Origin of the sequence: Clostridium sp. FS41 (assembly GCF_000954015.1) — a bacterium.
GTDB classification, from domain to species: Bacteria; Bacillota; Clostridia; order Lachnospirales; family Lachnospiraceae; genus Enterocloster; species Enterocloster citroniae.
In genome coordinates, this window is record NZ_JYHN01000025.1 from 34,100 (window position 1) to 51,300 (window position 17,201).

The following is a 17,201-nucleotide window of genomic DNA, read 5'->3' on the forward strand; positions in this document are numbered from 1 at the left end:
GGTAATGGAGTTTGTATTTATTTATGCCATGTTCCTCATCCAGATGTTTTTTATCAACCCTGGAAAGGTTATGCAGATAGAAGGAGCACTTGGGATTGACACATTTGTGCAGGCGAAAGAATTTCCGGTTCTTTTTAGGGACGAGGGAGTGTCCGCAGTAAGGGCAGACGAAGCGGACCGGCGAGGTGACACACTCCCCCGTGATGAATGTCTGGCCACAGATCTTGCACAGATACTGTCCGTTGCCACCATTGTTATCATAGAGATAATGATGAGGGGAACCACAGAGGGGGCAGACAATATCTTCAGGGATAGATTGCCCGTTACGGCGCTGGACCGGTCTGACGGGTTTGCCATACTTCCAGAGAAAGTATTCGAGGAGGAACTGCCAGTCCTGTTTGATGAAGGGCTTGATGACGGGGAGCCGGTCAGTGGTAAACTTCTGGTATTTGGGGGAGTGGGAATCATTGAAAGCCCACTGCTTGAGAGGAATATATCTGCAGATCAGATTCAGGAGCCAGCAAATCGTTTTATATTGTTCTTGAATTACAGTAAGTAAATAGAGTATAATGTTATCCATAGCAATGACCCATCCTTTGGTTATTATGTTTGTTGTGGTGACTACATTATATCAAAAAAGGGGAGGTCATTGCTTTTTTATTTTCAAAAGCGGTGTAATCCTTGAAAATACAAGGTTTTTAATAACAAACGGGGTGTCAGACTTGACACTACCAATTTATATTAGAGGGATATTATATGAACAATATTGAAAAATGGTTAGAGTGGGCAATAGAATTACAAAGTCTTGCTCAAGCTGGATTGACATATGGTAAAGATATTTATGATAAAGAGAGATATGAGAGAATTAGAGATATATCAGCTGAAATATTATCACATAAAACAGATATATCCATTGAAAAAGTAAAAGATTTATTTTGTAATGAAATTGGCTATCAGACACCTAAACTAGATACAAGGGCAGCTATATTTGAAAATGGTAAGATTCTTCTTGTAAAAGAAAACAATGGAAAATGGTCTTTACCTGGTGGTTGGGTTGATGTAAATGTATCCGTAAAAGAGAACACTATTAAAGAAGTTAAAGAAGAGGCGGGCTTAGATGTTTCTGCTGATAAAATAATTGCAGTTCAAGATAGAACTAAACACAATTTGCCAGTATATGCCTATGGTGTATGTAAAGTATTTGTTCTTTGCTCTGTTCTTGGCGGTCAGTTTCAAGAAAATATTGAAACAACAGAATTTAAATATTTTAATGAAGATGAAATACCAAAGCTTGCAGAAGAAAAAAACACAATTGAGCAGGTGAAAATGTGTTTTAAAGCATACAAAAGTGAAAGCTGGGAAACAATATTTGATTAAACAAATTTTAATTTGCCTAAGGTTGGGGATGTTCCCAACTAGTAAAAATCACCTTTACTGTCGTAGACACAAATGATCGTTTTTTTTGAAAGGATATTTTTTCCTATGCTTGTTGCTGCAAATTTTTTACATTCTTGCCCTTTGCTTGTACAGAAACAATCATTCGGCGCGGTGTTATTTATGTTACTTTTTCTCAAGTGTCCATATTCTGTAGGGAAGGTTAATGCTTATATCAATTCCTTGAAAGACTTGTTTTCTGAAACTTTAATTTGGACCTTATCTATCATTACGGAAACGAGAAGAACATTAAAACATAAAGATAGTGAAGAAATCAAAATTGTGGAAAACGATAAGCTGGAGAAATATCATTTAAGTGATTTTGATATCAGAAATTTAAAAAAATCTCTTTGCTCTCCTTAGAGGTTCAATTGTTAAGTGTATGTTTACATATTATGGGATTGGAATAAATATTGCTTTGGGGTACAAAACTGAAAGTTTGGATTAAATATTATCAGAAAAAGGGAATACAAGTATTATGGTGCGAATCCCAAGCAAACATAAAATGTCTAGGAGATTCGCATCAAAATAAAGCACATAATATTTGATTTCGAGAGAAGATGTAGTATAATATGAAAAGAGATTTGTGCATTGTGTATGAGGGTAAGTTGTATTTAATAGTAAATATCATGCATAATTGCAGTCACAGTCTGCGAGGACTGTGTGGATTGAAATATCATCACCTCATTCCATTTTTCCTCACATAGCTGTCACAGTCTGCGAGGACTGTGTGGATTGAAATACTTTGAAGCATAGGATACCCCTCAAGGTCACTGGTCACAGTCTGCGAGGACTGTGTGGATTGAAATCATACAACTGTCAGGACTTTGTAAATATACACTCGTCACAGTCTGCGAGGACTGTGTGGATTGAAATACTTTGAAGCATAGGATACCCCTCAAGGTCACTGGTCACAGTCTGCGAGGACTGTGTGGATTGAAATCATACAACTGTCAGGACTTTGTAAATATACACTCGTCACAGTCTGCGAGGACTGTGTGGATTGAAATTTTGAGAGAATCAAGGAACGCCTGGGAGAGGATGATGTCACAGTCTGCGAGGACTGTGTGGATTGAAATATGATAAGCATCTGGTCACGCGTATCAGTGAAGGTCACAGTCTGCGAGGACTGTGTGGATTGAAATAATACACTGTAGTGGCGACCCCGAAGATTGTAAAGTCACAGTCTGCGAGGACTGTGTGGATTGAAATTGGAAAGCCAGCCATTAATAAACCGGTTGACGCCTGTCACAGTCTGCGAGGACTGTGTGGATTGAAATATGGTTAAGAATTCGTCATAGTTAGAGCCTGTGGTCACAGTCTGCGAGGACTGTGTGGATTGAAATCCCAATTGACAAATAGTAATTTCCCTTAATCCATTCGTCACAGTCTGCGAGGACTGTGTGGATTGAAATGGAAATAATGATTATTGTCCGCTCATAAAAGGTGGTCACAGTCTGCGAGGACTGTGTGGATTGAAATATATAGTCCATGCCATCACTCCCCAGTGACCGCGTCACAGTCTGCGAGGACTGTGTGGATTGAAATAACGAGTATCAAACACGCTACAGACGTGAAAAGTGGTCACAGTCTGCGAGGACTGTGTGGATTGAAATCCTATACAGATTCAAAAGGGAAGCAGACGACTTGGTCACAGTCTGCGAGGACTGTGTGGATTGAAATCTGCTTTTTAGAATAATTTAAGCAGTATGTTAAGTCACAGTCTGCGAGGACTGTGTGGATTGAAATCATGGAAAAGAAGACTGCCGACACGAAAGCGGCGTCACAGTCTGCGAGGACTGTGTGGATTGAAATCTTATATTATGCACAGTCCACACCTGATACAGTGGTCACAGTCTGCGAGGACTGTGTGGATTGAAATTCTGCGCATGGCGGTTATAAGTCCACCCATGCCTGTCACAGTCTGCGAAGACTGTGTGCATGTAGCAGACTTGAACTTGGTAATTTTTCAATTACGATCATACCAAAGGAAAAATGTCGGGGTGTATGAATTAATTTCATATACCTCGACATTTATTATAGAATCATCTTATCAATTTGAAAGTCACAAAAATCGAAATCCCCTCAGAACGCTCCATCACACTTCCTGTCTAAACATCACCCGCGAAGCGTGGGCTCCGCCCCGGTGGATCCTGTTGTGGGCTGTTTTGATCGTCACACTGTTAAAGCCATCTCTGGTGTTCCGGTTTGGAAAGATAAAATTTTTTGCACTGGAGGTTATTGTGACTCTCAGGCAATGACCTTTGCAAAAGGTGTGGGACAGTTTGGTAGTACGGATTTTAACAGGGTAGATCTGTCCCGGTTCCATAAAGTCCGGGTGTTCAAACTGGTTACGGTACCGTACGCTGAGGACACCGTCTGCCAGTTTCATGGAACGTCCCTCCCTATCCATATCCGTGATGCGCACGACCAGATCCGTATCCTCACAGTCGGAAGAGAGATAAAGCTCTGCTGTCACATCCCCGGTAATGGTCAGGTCTGAGGATAATGCCTGGGTGGAATAACATAAGATATCAGGGCGTTTTTCCTCAAGGGAGTAATCCGCAGGCACTTCCAGTTCATTTTCCGACATATCCACAAGGTGGAGGGCCGGATGTTCCGGATCATATTCATAGGAATCCCAGGAAGGGGACGCAGGAGCGCTTACGGACAGGATTCCTCTGTTCACCGCTGCTGCGTCTTCCTGGTCTCCGTCCAGATAAAAGGTCAGTGCACTGGTGCCGGGAATCGGCCAGTTGTCTGCGGTCTTCCATTGGTTGCTTCCCATAGTGTAATACTCCACCTTCGGCGTGCGGTCTATGCCATTATCCACTCCTTTGAGATAATGTTCCAGCCATGCCAAACAGATCAGGTCCATATCATAGCGAAGGGCATTTGTCCCAAGGGCGAAACCATGGATATCGTAATCCGCATTGCCGGCGTGCATCCAGGGGCCAAGGATCACCTTTTTCTCCTGATAATCGTGGTAAAGTTCCAAGGCTTCCGTGGTGCCCATCCCGTTATCGTCAAACCAGCCGGACATGATCAGGGCAGGCACGCGGTGGGCGTTGGTTCTGTCTTTCCAGTTTCCCTGCTGCCACAGTTTGTCATAATCCATATGGGAAAACCATTTTCTCAGAAATGGGATATCATATCCCAGGGCTTTGGGAGCCAGTTCTTCCAGGGGACGGATATCCAGCACTTCCTCCCAGTCGTCCCGCGCCATCAGTGAGGGATCAGAATGCTGTCCCGATACCAGGAAAGCCCAGGCAAGCATGCCGGAATTAAAACATCCGCCTCGTCTGGGAACATCCACAAAGGGGCTGCCAGCACAGACACTGCTGAGCATTGCCTTCAAATGCGGGTTTTCACTGGCCGCCGCGGCCCACTGCACATATCCCAGATAGGAGCCCCCGGTCATACCCACATTGCCGTCACTCCAGGGCTGCCGGGCAATCCAGGAAAGGGTATCGTCCCCGTCCTCCACTTCGTAGTACATGGGCAGCCATTCGCCTTCGCTGTCCTCCCTGCCCCGTACATCCTGGATCACCACGGCATAGCCCCTTTGGACAAAACGAAAATAACAGGAAATGCCCATGGTTTTTCCATATGGGGTGCGGACCAGCACGGTGGGAACCTTCTTGGCTCCTGACGGAAGATAGATATCGGTTGCCAGGCGGACCTGGTCACGCATGGGCACCATTTCCGTTACTGGATGTTCCACTGTGCAGAGGGGATTCCGGTTAACTTCGGCCCACTGGCTTAGAATGGTCCTATCCTCCAGGCCGTTTCTCACAAGTACGGCGCACTGGTCGCGGTAGGGGGTGACAAAAGCAGCTACCTGACCATTGTCCGTTATGAGATTTTTTGGGAATTTAATATTTCTCTGAACAAAAGACTTATCATCTCTTTTTTCAAATATCTCCCCGCCGGGAGTTTCAAATCGCTTAAATTCATTCCATGTCCCAGCATTTCTTGTCCCAGCATTTCTTGTCCCAGCATTTCTTGTCCCAGTGTTTTCTGCCGCGGTGTTTCTTGTCTCAGTATTCCTTATCCCTGCCTCGTATGCCTCCAGTTCCATCAGAGCTTTTCGGACATTCATTTTTCCCAGTTCCAGATACCAGGTGTCATCCTCAGCAAGTTCCTTCCATTCGTCCGGCATTCCGGTGTATACGTCCAGAGGACAGTGGAAGATCCGGTCATCCCTCCGCTCGAAGATTCCATATAAAATACCGGACAGGTAAAAATTCCATTGTTCCATTCAATCCCTCCTTATGCGCCAATGATGAATTTGATCAGGTAAGCCACCATGATACCCACATAATTTCCGCACACGCCGCCAATCACTCCCATGAGCAGTCCTACGCTGACCAGGCGGTTCCATTTGGCGCTGGAAGCCACCAGGGATGCGGTGGTTCCGTCTGCGATCGCTCCCGTGATACCCAGGATCACATATTCATACGGGACCTTAAACATTCTGGAAAGGAACAGGTGAAGGCTGATGCTTCCGATGATTACGCAGAAGCAGAACAGGGTGATTGTCATGGTGGAGCCAAAGAAAGATGCCAGGTCCACGCTGAATCCAATGATGGACAGGTACATCATTCCAAAGAACAGACCAAGGTTTAAGTTTCCTCTCAGCCTGCCCACAGACGGAATCTGGGCTGCGGCAATGGAGAGTGTGGAAATAAGGAGGATCCTTCCCGCGCTGGCAAAATCAGAGGGAAGGAAGGCGGACAGCTTTGTGGCAATGGTCACAATGGTAACTGCAATGGCCAAAAGCCAGGCAATGTCCTGGATGCTCCATTTCTGTTCAGCCATCAGAACCGGTTCCTCCCCATCGCCGATGCGATCTTCATCTGACAGACGGAAGGGCCAGATCCTTTTTAAAAAATGTACGTTCTGGAACAGAGCAGGTGCCGCAAACATTAAAAACAGGGTGGGCATGCCTACCACGTAGTCTGCGGCGTTGGCGGCGGCAATGGTCTCATTGGCTGCATCCAGACCCACTGCGATCGCAGTGAGGTTGGAGCTTCCTCCCGTGTAGGTTCCCACGAACATACCGGCTATTTTCCAGCCCTCAAACATTTGTCCGCTGAAGACTACTCCAAACAAAGTTGCCACCAGGCAGACGCTGAACACGGCTGAAACCAGGCCGACCAGGGCCTTGCCGGAAAGCTTTGCCAGCTCCTTCAGGTTGATATTCAGCAGGTAAATGGAAATAGACATAGGAACACAGTAGGTGATCACCACACCGTATACGTCCTGGTACCCAGGCACTATGTGGAGGTTTACCAGGACTAGTCCGATCACAATAACCGTGAGGGCGGGCCCTACATACTTAAAAGCTTTGAATCTCTGTACCCACAGGGAAAATGCCACCATAACCAAAATAACGGTCAGCAGTTCGTCCGTGGTCTGAAAAATCGGGAATTGCATATATGCACCTCTTTCGTTGTTTTTGTATTCCTCCGGATATGCGGGGAATTACATGTTAAAATACACTCCGAATCCCGGTTCGTCCAGAAGGGTAAATATATCCCGTTCCTGAGTGAATCCGCCTTCAATTGGGTTTTCTTTGTAATACAGGAAGCTGTCACAGTCTGCTTCGGTCACATTTTTCTTGGCTGCCACCAGGCTCAGCCCTGCAGTGATAGCCAGTTTGGTTTCCAGCATACAGCCTACCATGCAGGTAACGCCGTTGGCTTCCGCGACCGCGTTGATCTTGGAGGCGGGATACAGGCCGCCGCATTTCATCAGTTTAATATTGAGGATATCGGCCGCTCCCAGACGGCAGGCCCTGGCCGCATCCATCGGGCCATGGATGGACTCGTCCAGCATGATCTGGATCCCGTTCACTTTGCTGCGGATAAATGCAGATCCCTCCATATCCCAATGAGGCAGGCACTGTTCCACGGCCTCTATGCCGTACTCCTTAAAACCTTCCAGGGCACAGACCGCATCGGATACGCTGTAGCCCTGGTTGGCATCGGCCCGAAGGCGGATGTCCGGTCCCACTGCCTCCCGGATCAGTTTCATGGCAAGGATGTCGTCTTTGTAATTGATACCTGCCTTAATCTTCAGTATATGGTAACCTTCTGTTTCCACCAGGCGCTTGGCCTCCGCTGCCATGGACTGAGGACTGCTGATGCCAATGGTGATATCATTGTGCACCACATTGCTGTAGCCGCCTAACAGTTTGTAGACCGGCAGCCCCATGGATTTTCCCATAAGATCGTACATTGCCAGGTCCACGGCACATTTGGCAGCGCCGTTTCCTACAATAACGCCGTCCATCATGGCGTGGACTGCCTCGATATCCATGGGGTCCATGCCCAGCAGCCCTGTTTTGAACAGTTCCAGCACAGCAATAACTCCGTCCACGGTTTCACCGGTCACAGGGGCAAAGGGAGCTGCTTCCCCAAACCCTATACAGCCATTATCCGTGGACACCTGGATTAGTACACTTTCCAGATAGCTGACAGTTGTAAAAGCCACCTTGAACGGTTCCTTCAGCGGAATCTGTACTTTTTCAATGTTCATCCCTGTAATTTTCATTTCATCCTCCTGAATTATGTATATATCTTAATTAATGCATGATATTATCTTCTGATTTTACTATAGGTTAAAATATCGGTCAACTACTTCTGTCTATTATTGTAGAAATCCCTGGGGAGACACCAGGAAAGTTTCTGGGGGATTCCAGGAAAGTTTCTGCATAAAAATCTTGCGCAAGCGGGCATAAGACGTTAAAATAGGGATACTACCAAAGAAGGAGTTTCGTATGTTAGGCACAAATATCAGGGAATACCGCAAGAAACAGAATCTTACCATCAAGGATTTGGCAGAGAGGACCGGACTTTCAATTGGATATATCTCCCAGGTGGAGCGGGAGGAGGCGGAACCATCTCTTTCCTCTTTGAGGAAGATTGCCAGGGAGTTTGATGTTCCTCTCTATGTTTTGATGGATGACCATAAAAATGATCACAATCTTACCATACGCCGGGAGGAGCGCTTATCTGTGCGCATTAAGAAAAGCAGTGTGGAATATGAATTCCTTACTCCTCTCCCTTCCCAGAATTTTTCTCCGAAAACGCTGATGATAAAAGCCACTCTGGAACCAAGGTCCAGGGATTCGGAAATCCCCATTGTTCATCATTCCGAGGAGACGCTTCTTGTTTTAAAGGGAATGCTGACGGTTTTAGTGGGGGATAAGCCCATTGTGCTGCATCAGGGGGACACCACTATCATAGAGGAGGATTTACCCCATACATGTATTAATGAAACGGAGGATTATGTGGAGGTGCTTTCCACGATCACGCCGCCGGTGTGGGGGACGCTGCATTTCCCGGGATAACATTGCACCTCCCGGGAAGATGAAATACAAAAATTGTTAGATTTTCACAAAAATATGCAAAAATTATTTGATATATTGGATATTGATTTTATATCCAATCATTGATATATTGGTTAAGTATCTATTGCTCTTTGAAAAATCATATCTATATAGCTGTTTAAAACATAGCTGGGACCACGCGGCATACGGCCGGTATCATATATACCGGACAGAGGGTATGGATCATACTCTGGTATGAGGGTGCATCGTGGACACCCGTGCCGCCGGCAGTATACCAGTCATATAGTCTATGAAGCAAAGAATGTTTAGGAATTTACATCAGGAGGTAATCATGAAAGGAACCCTGCTCGTAAAGAACGTTAAGCATCTTGTGACATGTGACGCTGATGACAGGCTGCTTGACGGTGTTAACGTATTTATACGGGATGGAGTAATTGAAAGTATTGGACAGAATGAAGAAACAGCAGCGGATGTGATTGACGCATCTAATATGGTGATGTATCCGGGACTTATTAATACACACCATCATTTATATCAGACATTCAGCCGGAATTTACCACAGGTACAGAACATGGAATTATTTCCATGGCTGAAAACTTTATATGAGATCTGGAAGCACGTGGATGAGGACGTGGTTTATTACAGTTCCCTAACTGGTATGGGAGAACTGCTAAAGACCGGCTGCACCACCTGCCTGGATCACCACTACGTGTTCCCCGGTACGGTGGGAGGCGGGCTTTTGGACGCCCAGTTCCATGCTGCAGATGAACTGGGGATGCGTTTCCATGCAACCAGGGGCAGTATGGACCTGAGTGTAAAGGATGGGGGACTGCCTCCGGACAGCGTGGTCCAGTCCGTGGATGAGATACTGAAGGACTCGGAGGAAGCCGTGGCCAGGTATCATGACGGCAGCAGGTATTCCATGCATCAGGTAGCCCTGGCCCCCTGTTCCCCTTTCAGTGTCACAGGGGAACTTTTGCGGGAATCCGCCGTGCTGGCCAGGAAGCTCAAGGTCAGGCTTCATACCCATTTGGCGGAGACAAAGGATGAGGAGCAGTATACCCTGTCCCGCTTTGGTATGCGCCCCTTAGAGTATATGGAGAGCCTTGGATGGGTGGGGCCGGACGTGTGGTATGCCCACGGCATACATTTTACAGAGGGAGAGTTAAAACGCCTGGCTGACACGGGGACCGGCGTTGCCCACTGTCCTGTGTCCAACATGAAGCTGTCCTCTGGCGTTGCGCTGATTCCACAGATGCTTAAGCTGGGAGTTCCTGTTGGGCTGGCCGTGGACGGATCGGCCAGCAATGATGGGTCCAATCTTCTGGAGGAGATGAGAGTGGCTTACCTGCTGCACCGTCTAAGCTGGAGCCAGGAAGCTCCTGACGGATATGATATCCTTAAGATGGCCACCAGGGGAAGCGCGCGCATCCTTGGCAGGGAGGAACTGGGACGTATTGAGGTGGGAATGGCGGCTGATTTCTTCCTGGTGAATTTGAACCGCATTGAGATGGTAGGAGCCCAGTTTGATCCCAAATCCGTGCTGTGCACAGTGGGATTAAAGGGCTGTGTGGATTATACGGTTGTAAATGGAAAAATCGTGGTCAAGGATGGTAGACTGGCCGGTGTGGATGAGGAGAAGATTGTAGAAAAAGCAAATGCAGTTGTAGAGGAATATATCAGTCGCTAAGCATTTTCCTGTATCACCACCTGGAGTGGCAGGAAAAGCTGCCGCTCTGTGAATCTTAGAATAGAGAGGTAAGACGATAGATATGAATAAAACAAAAGCATATGCAGAGGTAACTGAGTTGAACGGGATTCCCCGTTTTATCCAAGCCCTTCCCCTGGCTGTCCAGCACGTGGTCGCCATGATCGTGGGCTGTGTTACACCGGCCATTATCCTGGCAGGAGTGACCGGGGTGGATCCGGCCCAGCAGATCATCCTGATCCAATCCGCGCTTCTCATATCGGGAATCGCCACATTGCTCCAGCTGTTTCCATTAGGGCGGTTCTGCGGTTCCGGCCTTCCGGTTATCATGGGAGCCAGCTTTGCCTACATACCGCTGCTGATCTCCCTGGGAAGCAGATTTGACCTTCCCACCATATTTGGGGCCCAGCTGGTAGGAGGACTGGCAGCTGTTGCGGTGGGGCTGTTCTACAAAAAGCTTACAAGGCTGTTTCCGCCCCTGGTGACAGGTACTGTGGTATTCACCATCGGCCTGTCCCTGTACCCTACGGCGGTGAACTACATGGCAGGCGGTGTGGAGGCTGAGGATTTTGGGAGTCCCAGAAACTGGCTGGTGGCTGTGGCCACACTGGCAATTGTACTGTTTTTTAACTATTTTACTAAGGGAATCTGCAAGCTGGCATCCATTCTCATGGGAATGTTCCTGGGATATCTGGTGGCATTGGCCATGGGTATGGTTTCCTTTGATAATGTGGGAGCAGCCGGGTGGTTCCAGTTCACCATGCCTCTTCATTTTGGCATGAAGTTTGAACTCACCTCCATTATTTCCATGATCATTATGTACATTGTCAGCTCCGTGGAGGCAATCGGGGATTTTACATCCACTGCAGGAGGCGGACTTGACCGGGAGCCTACGGACCGGGAGATGTGCGGCGGCATTATTGGAAATGGAGTGGCCAGTATCATCGGCGCCTTTGTGGGCGGGCTTCCCACGGCAACCTTTAGTCAGAACGTGGGTATTGTGATCATGACAAGAGTGGTGAACCGCTGCGTATTGGGACTGGCAGCAGTGATCATCCTCATTGCGGGATTCATCCCCAAGTTTGCCTCCCTTCTCACGACCATCCCCTCCTGTGTTCTGGGGGGAGCTACGGTTTCCGTATTTGCAATGATCACCATGACGGGGATCAAGCTGATCACAAAGGAAAAGCTGACAGCAAGGAATACTTCCGTGGTGGGGCTGGCTGTGGCCCTTGGAATCGGTGTGATCCAGGCAGGGGGATGCCTTGCCCTGTTCCCTGACTGGGCCAAGACGATCTTTGGAGAATCCGCAGTGGTGATCGCCACCATTACGGCAGTGACGCTCAATCTGATCCTGCCTGAGGAGGAAGTACAGGAAGCAGCAGGGGAGAAAAAGCAGGAGAAGCATGCCCAAGGGAACATGGCTTAAGGCAGTATAACCGGGGCAGTGGAGCAAACACAGTCCAAGATAATAAAATCTACAGTTTGAGGGATGTCGTCAATGGACGGCATCCCTCATCTTGCTTGTTTGCCCCACGCCGTCACCCACTCAGCCATCCTTCATTCCCTCCCGTCTCAGCCATCCCCTCCCGCACCAACGGCATTTCCCCATATAAAAGGCAGAAAAGAGAAAGGGTGTATAGAATTTCTGATATTTTAATGGATATGCTGTATTATAAGTGTCATGGGATTTTGCTATAATTCCGTTAACAGAAACCGCTGCGGCGGATTTGAATCAGAGGAGGATTTCATCATGAGAAAACATGCATTAAAGCGCTTACTTAGTATCTTATGTGCGGGGGCTGTGGCTGTATCCATGGCAGGCTGCGGGCAGAGTGGAGATACAAAAAAGGAGGAAAAGGTGGAAATATCCATGCTGGACTTCTTTATACCGGGAGAGGGTGTTACCAAGGCTATGAAGCCATTGTTAGACAAGTATCTGGAGGAACATCCCAATGTGGTGCTGGATGAAGAGTCCGTATCCAATGCGGATCTGGCTACCAAGGTACAGACCCTGGCGGCAGGGGATGAGCTGCCTGATGTGTTTATGGTAAAGGGACAGATGGCTCAGACATTTGTGGAAAACGGGAAAATGTACGCGCTGGATGATATCCTGGCAGAGGATCCACAGTGGAGAGATAATTTTAAGGAGGGCGTGTTCTCCAATTTCACCATTGATGAAAAGATATACGCTATTCCATTCCAGGTGACAAATACATGTGTATTCTACAATACAGACCTGTTTGCTCAGGCGGGGATCAAGGAATTTCCCAAGACCTGGGATGAACTGATCGATATCATTCCAGACCTGAAGTCCATTGGAGTTACACCCATCGTGTTGGGCAACAAGGAGAAATGGAATGCGGAATCCGTAATCATGAGCACTCTTGGAAACCGCCTCACCGGTGATGAGTGGTATCAGAGCATCCGTGATAACAGCGGTGCAAAATTCACGGATCCGGAGTTTGTAGCTTCCCTTCAGGCCCTCAGCGACCTGGCGGCGGCAGGCGCCTTTAACGAGGACGTGAACAGTATTGACGGAGCACAGCAGAGACAGATGTATATGAACGGCAAGGCGGCTATTACCATTGACGGAAGCTGGGCCATTGCCAATTTTGATGAGAACTGCCCTGATGATGTGAAAAATGTGACGGAAATGGCAGCTCTTCCCATGGTGGAAGGCGGAAAGGGCAATCCGGAAGCGATCACAGGAGGCGCAGGATGGGCAATTGCGGTCAGCTCTAAGTTAAGCCCTGAGAAGCTGGAAGTGGTAAAGGATATGTTGAAGGCTATGACAGGTCCTGAATATGGCACGGCTGCCATTGAGGAGGGAACTCTGTCAGCGGTAAAACCAGGGGAAGATGTGGAGATCACTGAAACCGTGGCAGCTAAGTTTGATGCATTTGCAGAAGGCAGGCCCTTTATCCCGGTATATGACCATCAGCTGAGTTCAGGCGTGATTGATGTGATGCAGGGAGGACTTCAGGAACTGCTTATCGGCAGGGTGACACCGGAGGAACTGGCTCAGAGGATCCAGACTGAGTATGAAAATAACTGAAAGTGAGTGAAGAATATGAGTAAGGCATTGAGGCCCAAAAACGCAGTCATCTATGGATTGCTGGCCCCCGGGCTTGTGATTTTCGCCATATGCTGCATCATGCCCCTGTTCGTGGCAGTGTACAACAGCTTCTTTGAGTGGAACGGCGGGCCTGAGAGGACATTTATCGGATTCCGGAACTATGTGGAATTGATACACGACAAGGCGTTCTGGAGTGCGTTTATGAATAACCTGACCTTCATATTCTGGACTGTGATCGGTCAGATCGGAATTGCCTTTATCATTGCCATGCTGTTACAGTCCAGAATATTGAAGTTTAAGAATCTGCACAGAACCGTTATCTTCTTTCCGGTGGTGCTGTCCGCAGTGGTGGTAGGATTTTTGTGGAGGATCATGTACAATTCCGAGTATGGAATTGTGAACACACTGATGCGGAGCCTGGGGCTGGAGCGCTATATCCAGCTGTGGCTGGATAACCCGGACATTGTAATCGGCTCCCTGGCCATCCCAAAGGTGTGGCAGTTTATTGGATATTACCTGATCATACTGCTGGCAGCTATCCAGGGAATTGACCAGAGCGTCCTGGAAGTGGCGGAGCTGGACGGGGCCACGGGGTGGAAGAAGTCCTTTTACATTGTAATGCCCCTTATTAAGAGCACTCTGATGGTGACCGTGATGCTGTGTATATCCGGAAATATGAAGACATTTGACCAGATCTTTGTCATGACCGGCGGAGGACCGGGAACCAGCTCTGAGGTGGTGGCCCTCTATGCCTACAACGTGTCCATGAACCGGATGCGTTACGGATACGGAAGTACGGCGGCCATTGGGATCCTGATCCTGAGCCTGGGCCTGATCGTTATCAGTAAGCTGGTTGGAAGAAAGAAGGAGGAGGAAGCATGAAAAAAGCGGTAAAAGCCGTGGAGACAGTGATCGCCAACGGATTTGTGACATTGTTTTCCGTAACCTGCATTTTCCCCATCATATGGATGATCTACTCATCCCTGAAAACAGATCAGGAGTTTTCACTGGATATTTTGAGCCTTCCAAAGAAGCTGATATTTGACAATTACGCCCGGGCCATTGAGGAGGGGAACATCGGCTCCTACTTTATGAACAGTATGTTTAACACCCTGATCACTGTTGCCGTTGTGATCGTGATCGCTTTTGTGACAGGCTACTGTCTGTCCAGGTTTAAATTCAGGGGAAGGACATTTGTGTACTATATGTTTTTGTCCGGAATGCTGATCCCCATTTACGCTCTTTTGATTCCCATCTTTGTGGAATTTAAGTCATTGGGACTCCTGAATAAAAGATACACATTGATATTGCCCTATATCGCATTCGCCCTTCCGGTGGCAGTGTTTCTGGTGGAAAGCTCTGTGGCCAGCGTGCCCATTGAGATCGAGGAGGCGGCATGTATAGACGGAAGCTCCTTTCTACATACCATGTTTGCCATTGTAATGCCCATGTGCAGGCCGGTGTTATCCACCAGTGCAATCCTCACCTTCCTGAATACCTGGAATGAATTTCCGCTGGCACTGGTATTGATCAGAAGTAATTCTCTTAAGACAATGCCCATTGGACTTACCAATTTTGTGGGAAGCTATACGGTAAATTATCCGTTGATGCTGGCAGCCCTTGTGGTTTCCACACTTCCTGTGGTGATTATGTATCTTTTGTTCTATAATCAGATTATGAAAGGCATGACCGCGGGAGCGGTTAAGGGTTAAGACCGGTCGTATTTGTTTTGCATGTCAGACAGGCTGTTTACAGCTTGTCTTATATGCGTTTTCAGGGGAACCGTAAAACATTCAGAGGCGGATTCACCCACCTGTGAGGCAGGAGTCTCAATCGGAGGAAATGATGAAAATGTTGTGGAAAAGGATGTTTGGAAGTCTTCAAAAGACCATATTTGCAGTGATCCTGGTGCTGATCATTGTACCTACCGCCATACTGGGAGTTATCTCCTACAGACAGTACCGTAAGATCATAACGGAAAATGTCAGGGTCCTGAATCAAAGCAATACATCCCAGATCGCTTCTAATATTGAAGGGATCATGAAAAACCTGCAGAACAGCTCCCTGTCATTCTATCAGAATGAGATGGTGCGCGAGTACCTGCTGGCCGGGGATCCGGATGAGGTGGAACAGGCCTGGTACAGCCTGAACCAGTATGTTTTAAACCAGATTGCATATGAGGAATACATCTATGCCGTGGATTTTGTGCGCTTGGACGGCAGGCGCTACAGCTCCAGTTCGGTCACGGAAGGGATCAGCGGACCGGTTAAAGAACTGTTGATGGAAAAGAGCGGGGGTCCTCTGTTCCGGACAGATATCCACGTGGCGGATTACGGGGACTTGAGAAGTGATGAGCTGTACGGATATGCCAGATGCATCCATGACATCAATGATATTGGGATTCCCATTGGTTTCCAGCAGATCTATTTCAAGAAGCAGAACCTGAAACGGTTGTTAAATGATTACCGCGCTGACGGGGAAGCATATTACATTGTGGAGGACGGCAGGATCATCATCTCCACAGACCCTGACCAGGAGGGAAAGGCTGTGTCTGAAATACTGCCCAACCTGAAGCTGGATGAGGAGTACAGCAGCCAGCAGATGAAGGTGGACGGAACTCCGGTGATGACAGCCTGCGCCAGGGTAAAGTATCCGGGCTGGTATGTGGTGAAGCAGATTTCCTTAAGCCAGATATCCGGGGAGACGGCTGTGGTCCGGCAGCTTTTGATCACGTCCGGCATATTGGCCATTGTCCTGTGCGCCCTGGCGGGATTTTTCCTTTCCCGGTTTGTGATCCGGCCGTTAAAGCGGCTGGAGTCTTCCATGAAGCATATTGAGGAAGATCACTTTAAACGGAAGCTGCCGGAGACGGGGTATGAGGAACTGTCCCTGCTGGCAAAGGCATTTAACAGGATGAGCGCCAGGCTGGATGAGCTGGTAAATCAGGTGTATCTGGCCAAGATCAGGGAAAAGGATGCACAGATACGGGCCATGCAGGCATATATCAATCCTCATTTCCTGTACAACACGCTGGATACCATCTGCTGGATGAGCCGCATGGAACAGGCGGGAGAGACCTGCCGTCTCATAGAAGCCCTTTCCAAACTATTTCGGGCATCTGTAAAGGATACGGGAAAAACTACCACGGTAGCAGGGGAGCTGGAGCACATACGAAACTATATCATGATCCAGGAATGCCGTCACACGGATTCCATTGAGTTTGCGGTGGAGGCGGATGAGGATTTGATGGGCTGCGAAACCGTGCGGTTCGTGCTTCAGCCCCTGGTGGAAAATGCCATTGTGCATGGCCTGGAGCCCACAGGGGAACCGGGTACCATATGGATCAGGATTTACAGGGAAGAAAATGATCTTATCATGACCGTGGAAAATGACGGTATGGATGCGGATGCGGAGGAACTGAAGGCATTGATGGATCAGTACAGGGAAGGGCTTAAGGGCATGGGGCTTTCCAATGTGAATGATCGGATCAGGCTCTGCTATGGGGAAGAATACGGTCTTCGGTTTGAAAAACGCATACCAAAGGGGTTGATCGTGCGGGTGGTGCAGCCTTTTATCCTGGAAGGGGATAGGACTGCTGGATAGAGAGGCGATACGTAAAGGGG

13 protein-coding genes and 1 CRISPR repeat array are annotated in these 17,201 nt (G+C 47.9%); of the genes, 10 read left to right on the plus strand and 3 right to left on the minus strand.

The genetic code is table 11. From position 1 onward, the window contains the following. The first annotated feature begins 70 nt into the window (after positions 1-70). From CLFS41_RS31110 to CLFS41_RS03330, 3 genes are all read left to right on the plus strand, one after another. Positions 71-559 (plus strand): hypothetical protein, encoded by a 489-nt coding sequence (locus CLFS41_RS31110; protein WP_330583348.1) that lies wholly within the window; start codon positions 71-73, stop codon positions 557-559. A gap of 197 nt (positions 560-756) precedes the next feature. Further along, complete coding sequence (locus tag CLFS41_RS03325; RefSeq protein ID WP_045091447.1) at positions 757-1,377, plus strand: NUDIX hydrolase; 621 nt, start codon at positions 757-759, stop codon at positions 1,375-1,377. Positions 1,378-1,482: 105 nt separating this feature from the next. Then, a complete protein-coding gene (locus CLFS41_RS03330) occupies positions 1,483-1,797 on the plus strand; it encodes a hypothetical protein (protein WP_045091448.1) in 315 nt (104 codons plus the stop codon). A gap of 279 nt (positions 1,798-2,076) precedes the next feature. Next, positions 2,077-3,383: a CRISPR direct-repeat array (repeat unit 33 nt; unit sequence GTCACAGTCTGCGAGGACTGTGTGGATTGAAAT). Positions 3,384-3,532: 149 nt separating this feature from the next. Here CLFS41_RS03330 and CLFS41_RS03335 read toward each other — a convergent pair. From CLFS41_RS03335 to CLFS41_RS03345, 3 genes are read right to left on the minus strand one after another with little or no spacing between them, the layout of a single operon-like run. Next, positions 3,533-5,695, minus strand: a complete 2,163-nt coding sequence (locus CLFS41_RS03335; RefSeq protein ID WP_045091449.1) for a CocE/NonD family hydrolase — start codon at positions 5,693-5,695, stop codon at positions 3,533-3,535. An 11-nt stretch (positions 5,696-5,706) separates the two neighbouring features. Next, the gene (locus CLFS41_RS03340; protein ID WP_007869081.1) at positions 5,707-6,873 is read right to left on the minus strand and encodes a DUF819 family protein; all 1,167 of its coding nucleotides are present in this window, start codon (positions 6,871-6,873) and stop codon (positions 5,707-5,709) included. A gap of 48 nt (positions 6,874-6,921) precedes the next feature. Continuing rightward, positions 6,922-7,992 carry a dipeptide epimerase gene (locus tag CLFS41_RS03345; protein ID WP_007869079.1) on the minus strand — a complete coding sequence of 357 codons (1,071 nt, stop codon included), beginning with the start codon at positions 7,990-7,992 and terminating at the stop codon, positions 6,922-6,924. A 226-nt stretch (positions 7,993-8,218) separates the two neighbouring features. Between CLFS41_RS03345 and CLFS41_RS03350 the strand changes: the two genes are divergently transcribed. The 7 genes from CLFS41_RS03350 (at position 8,219) to CLFS41_RS03380 (ending at position 17,181) form a co-directional block, all read left to right on the plus strand. Further along, entirely contained in the window at positions 8,219-8,791 is a 573-nt protein-coding gene (locus CLFS41_RS03350) for a helix-turn-helix transcriptional regulator (protein WP_045091450.1), read from the plus strand. 331 nt (positions 8,792-9,122) lie between these two features. Then, a complete protein-coding gene (locus tag CLFS41_RS03355) occupies positions 9,123-10,481 on the plus strand; it encodes an 8-oxoguanine deaminase (RefSeq protein ID WP_045091451.1) in 1,359 nt (452 codons plus the stop codon). Positions 10,482-10,563: 82 nt separating this feature from the next. Next, positions 10,564-11,928, plus strand: coding sequence for a nucleobase:cation symporter-2 family protein (locus CLFS41_RS03360; protein WP_045091452.1), 1,365 nt, complete (start codon positions 10,564-10,566; stop codon positions 11,926-11,928). A 324-nt stretch (positions 11,929-12,252) separates the two neighbouring features. After that, on the plus strand, positions 12,253-13,557 hold the full coding sequence (locus tag CLFS41_RS03365; RefSeq protein WP_007869066.1) for an extracellular solute-binding protein: 1,305 nt from the start codon (positions 12,253-12,255) through the stop codon (positions 13,555-13,557). 15 nt (positions 13,558-13,572) lie between these two features. After that, entirely contained in the window at positions 13,573-14,460 is an 888-nt protein-coding gene (locus CLFS41_RS03370) for a sugar ABC transporter permease (RefSeq protein WP_007869064.1), read from the plus strand. Further along, on the plus strand, positions 14,457-15,290 hold the full coding sequence (locus CLFS41_RS03375) for a carbohydrate ABC transporter permease (protein WP_007869063.1): 834 nt from the start codon (positions 14,457-14,459) through the stop codon (positions 15,288-15,290). The genes CLFS41_RS03370 and CLFS41_RS03375 overlap by 4 nt, the downstream gene beginning before the upstream one ends. A gap of 130 nt (positions 15,291-15,420) precedes the next feature. Then, on the plus strand, positions 15,421-17,181 hold the full coding sequence (locus tag CLFS41_RS03380) for a sensor histidine kinase (RefSeq protein WP_242856766.1): 1,761 nt from the start codon (positions 15,421-15,423) through the stop codon (positions 17,179-17,181). Positions 17,182-17,201 lie beyond the last annotated feature (20 nt).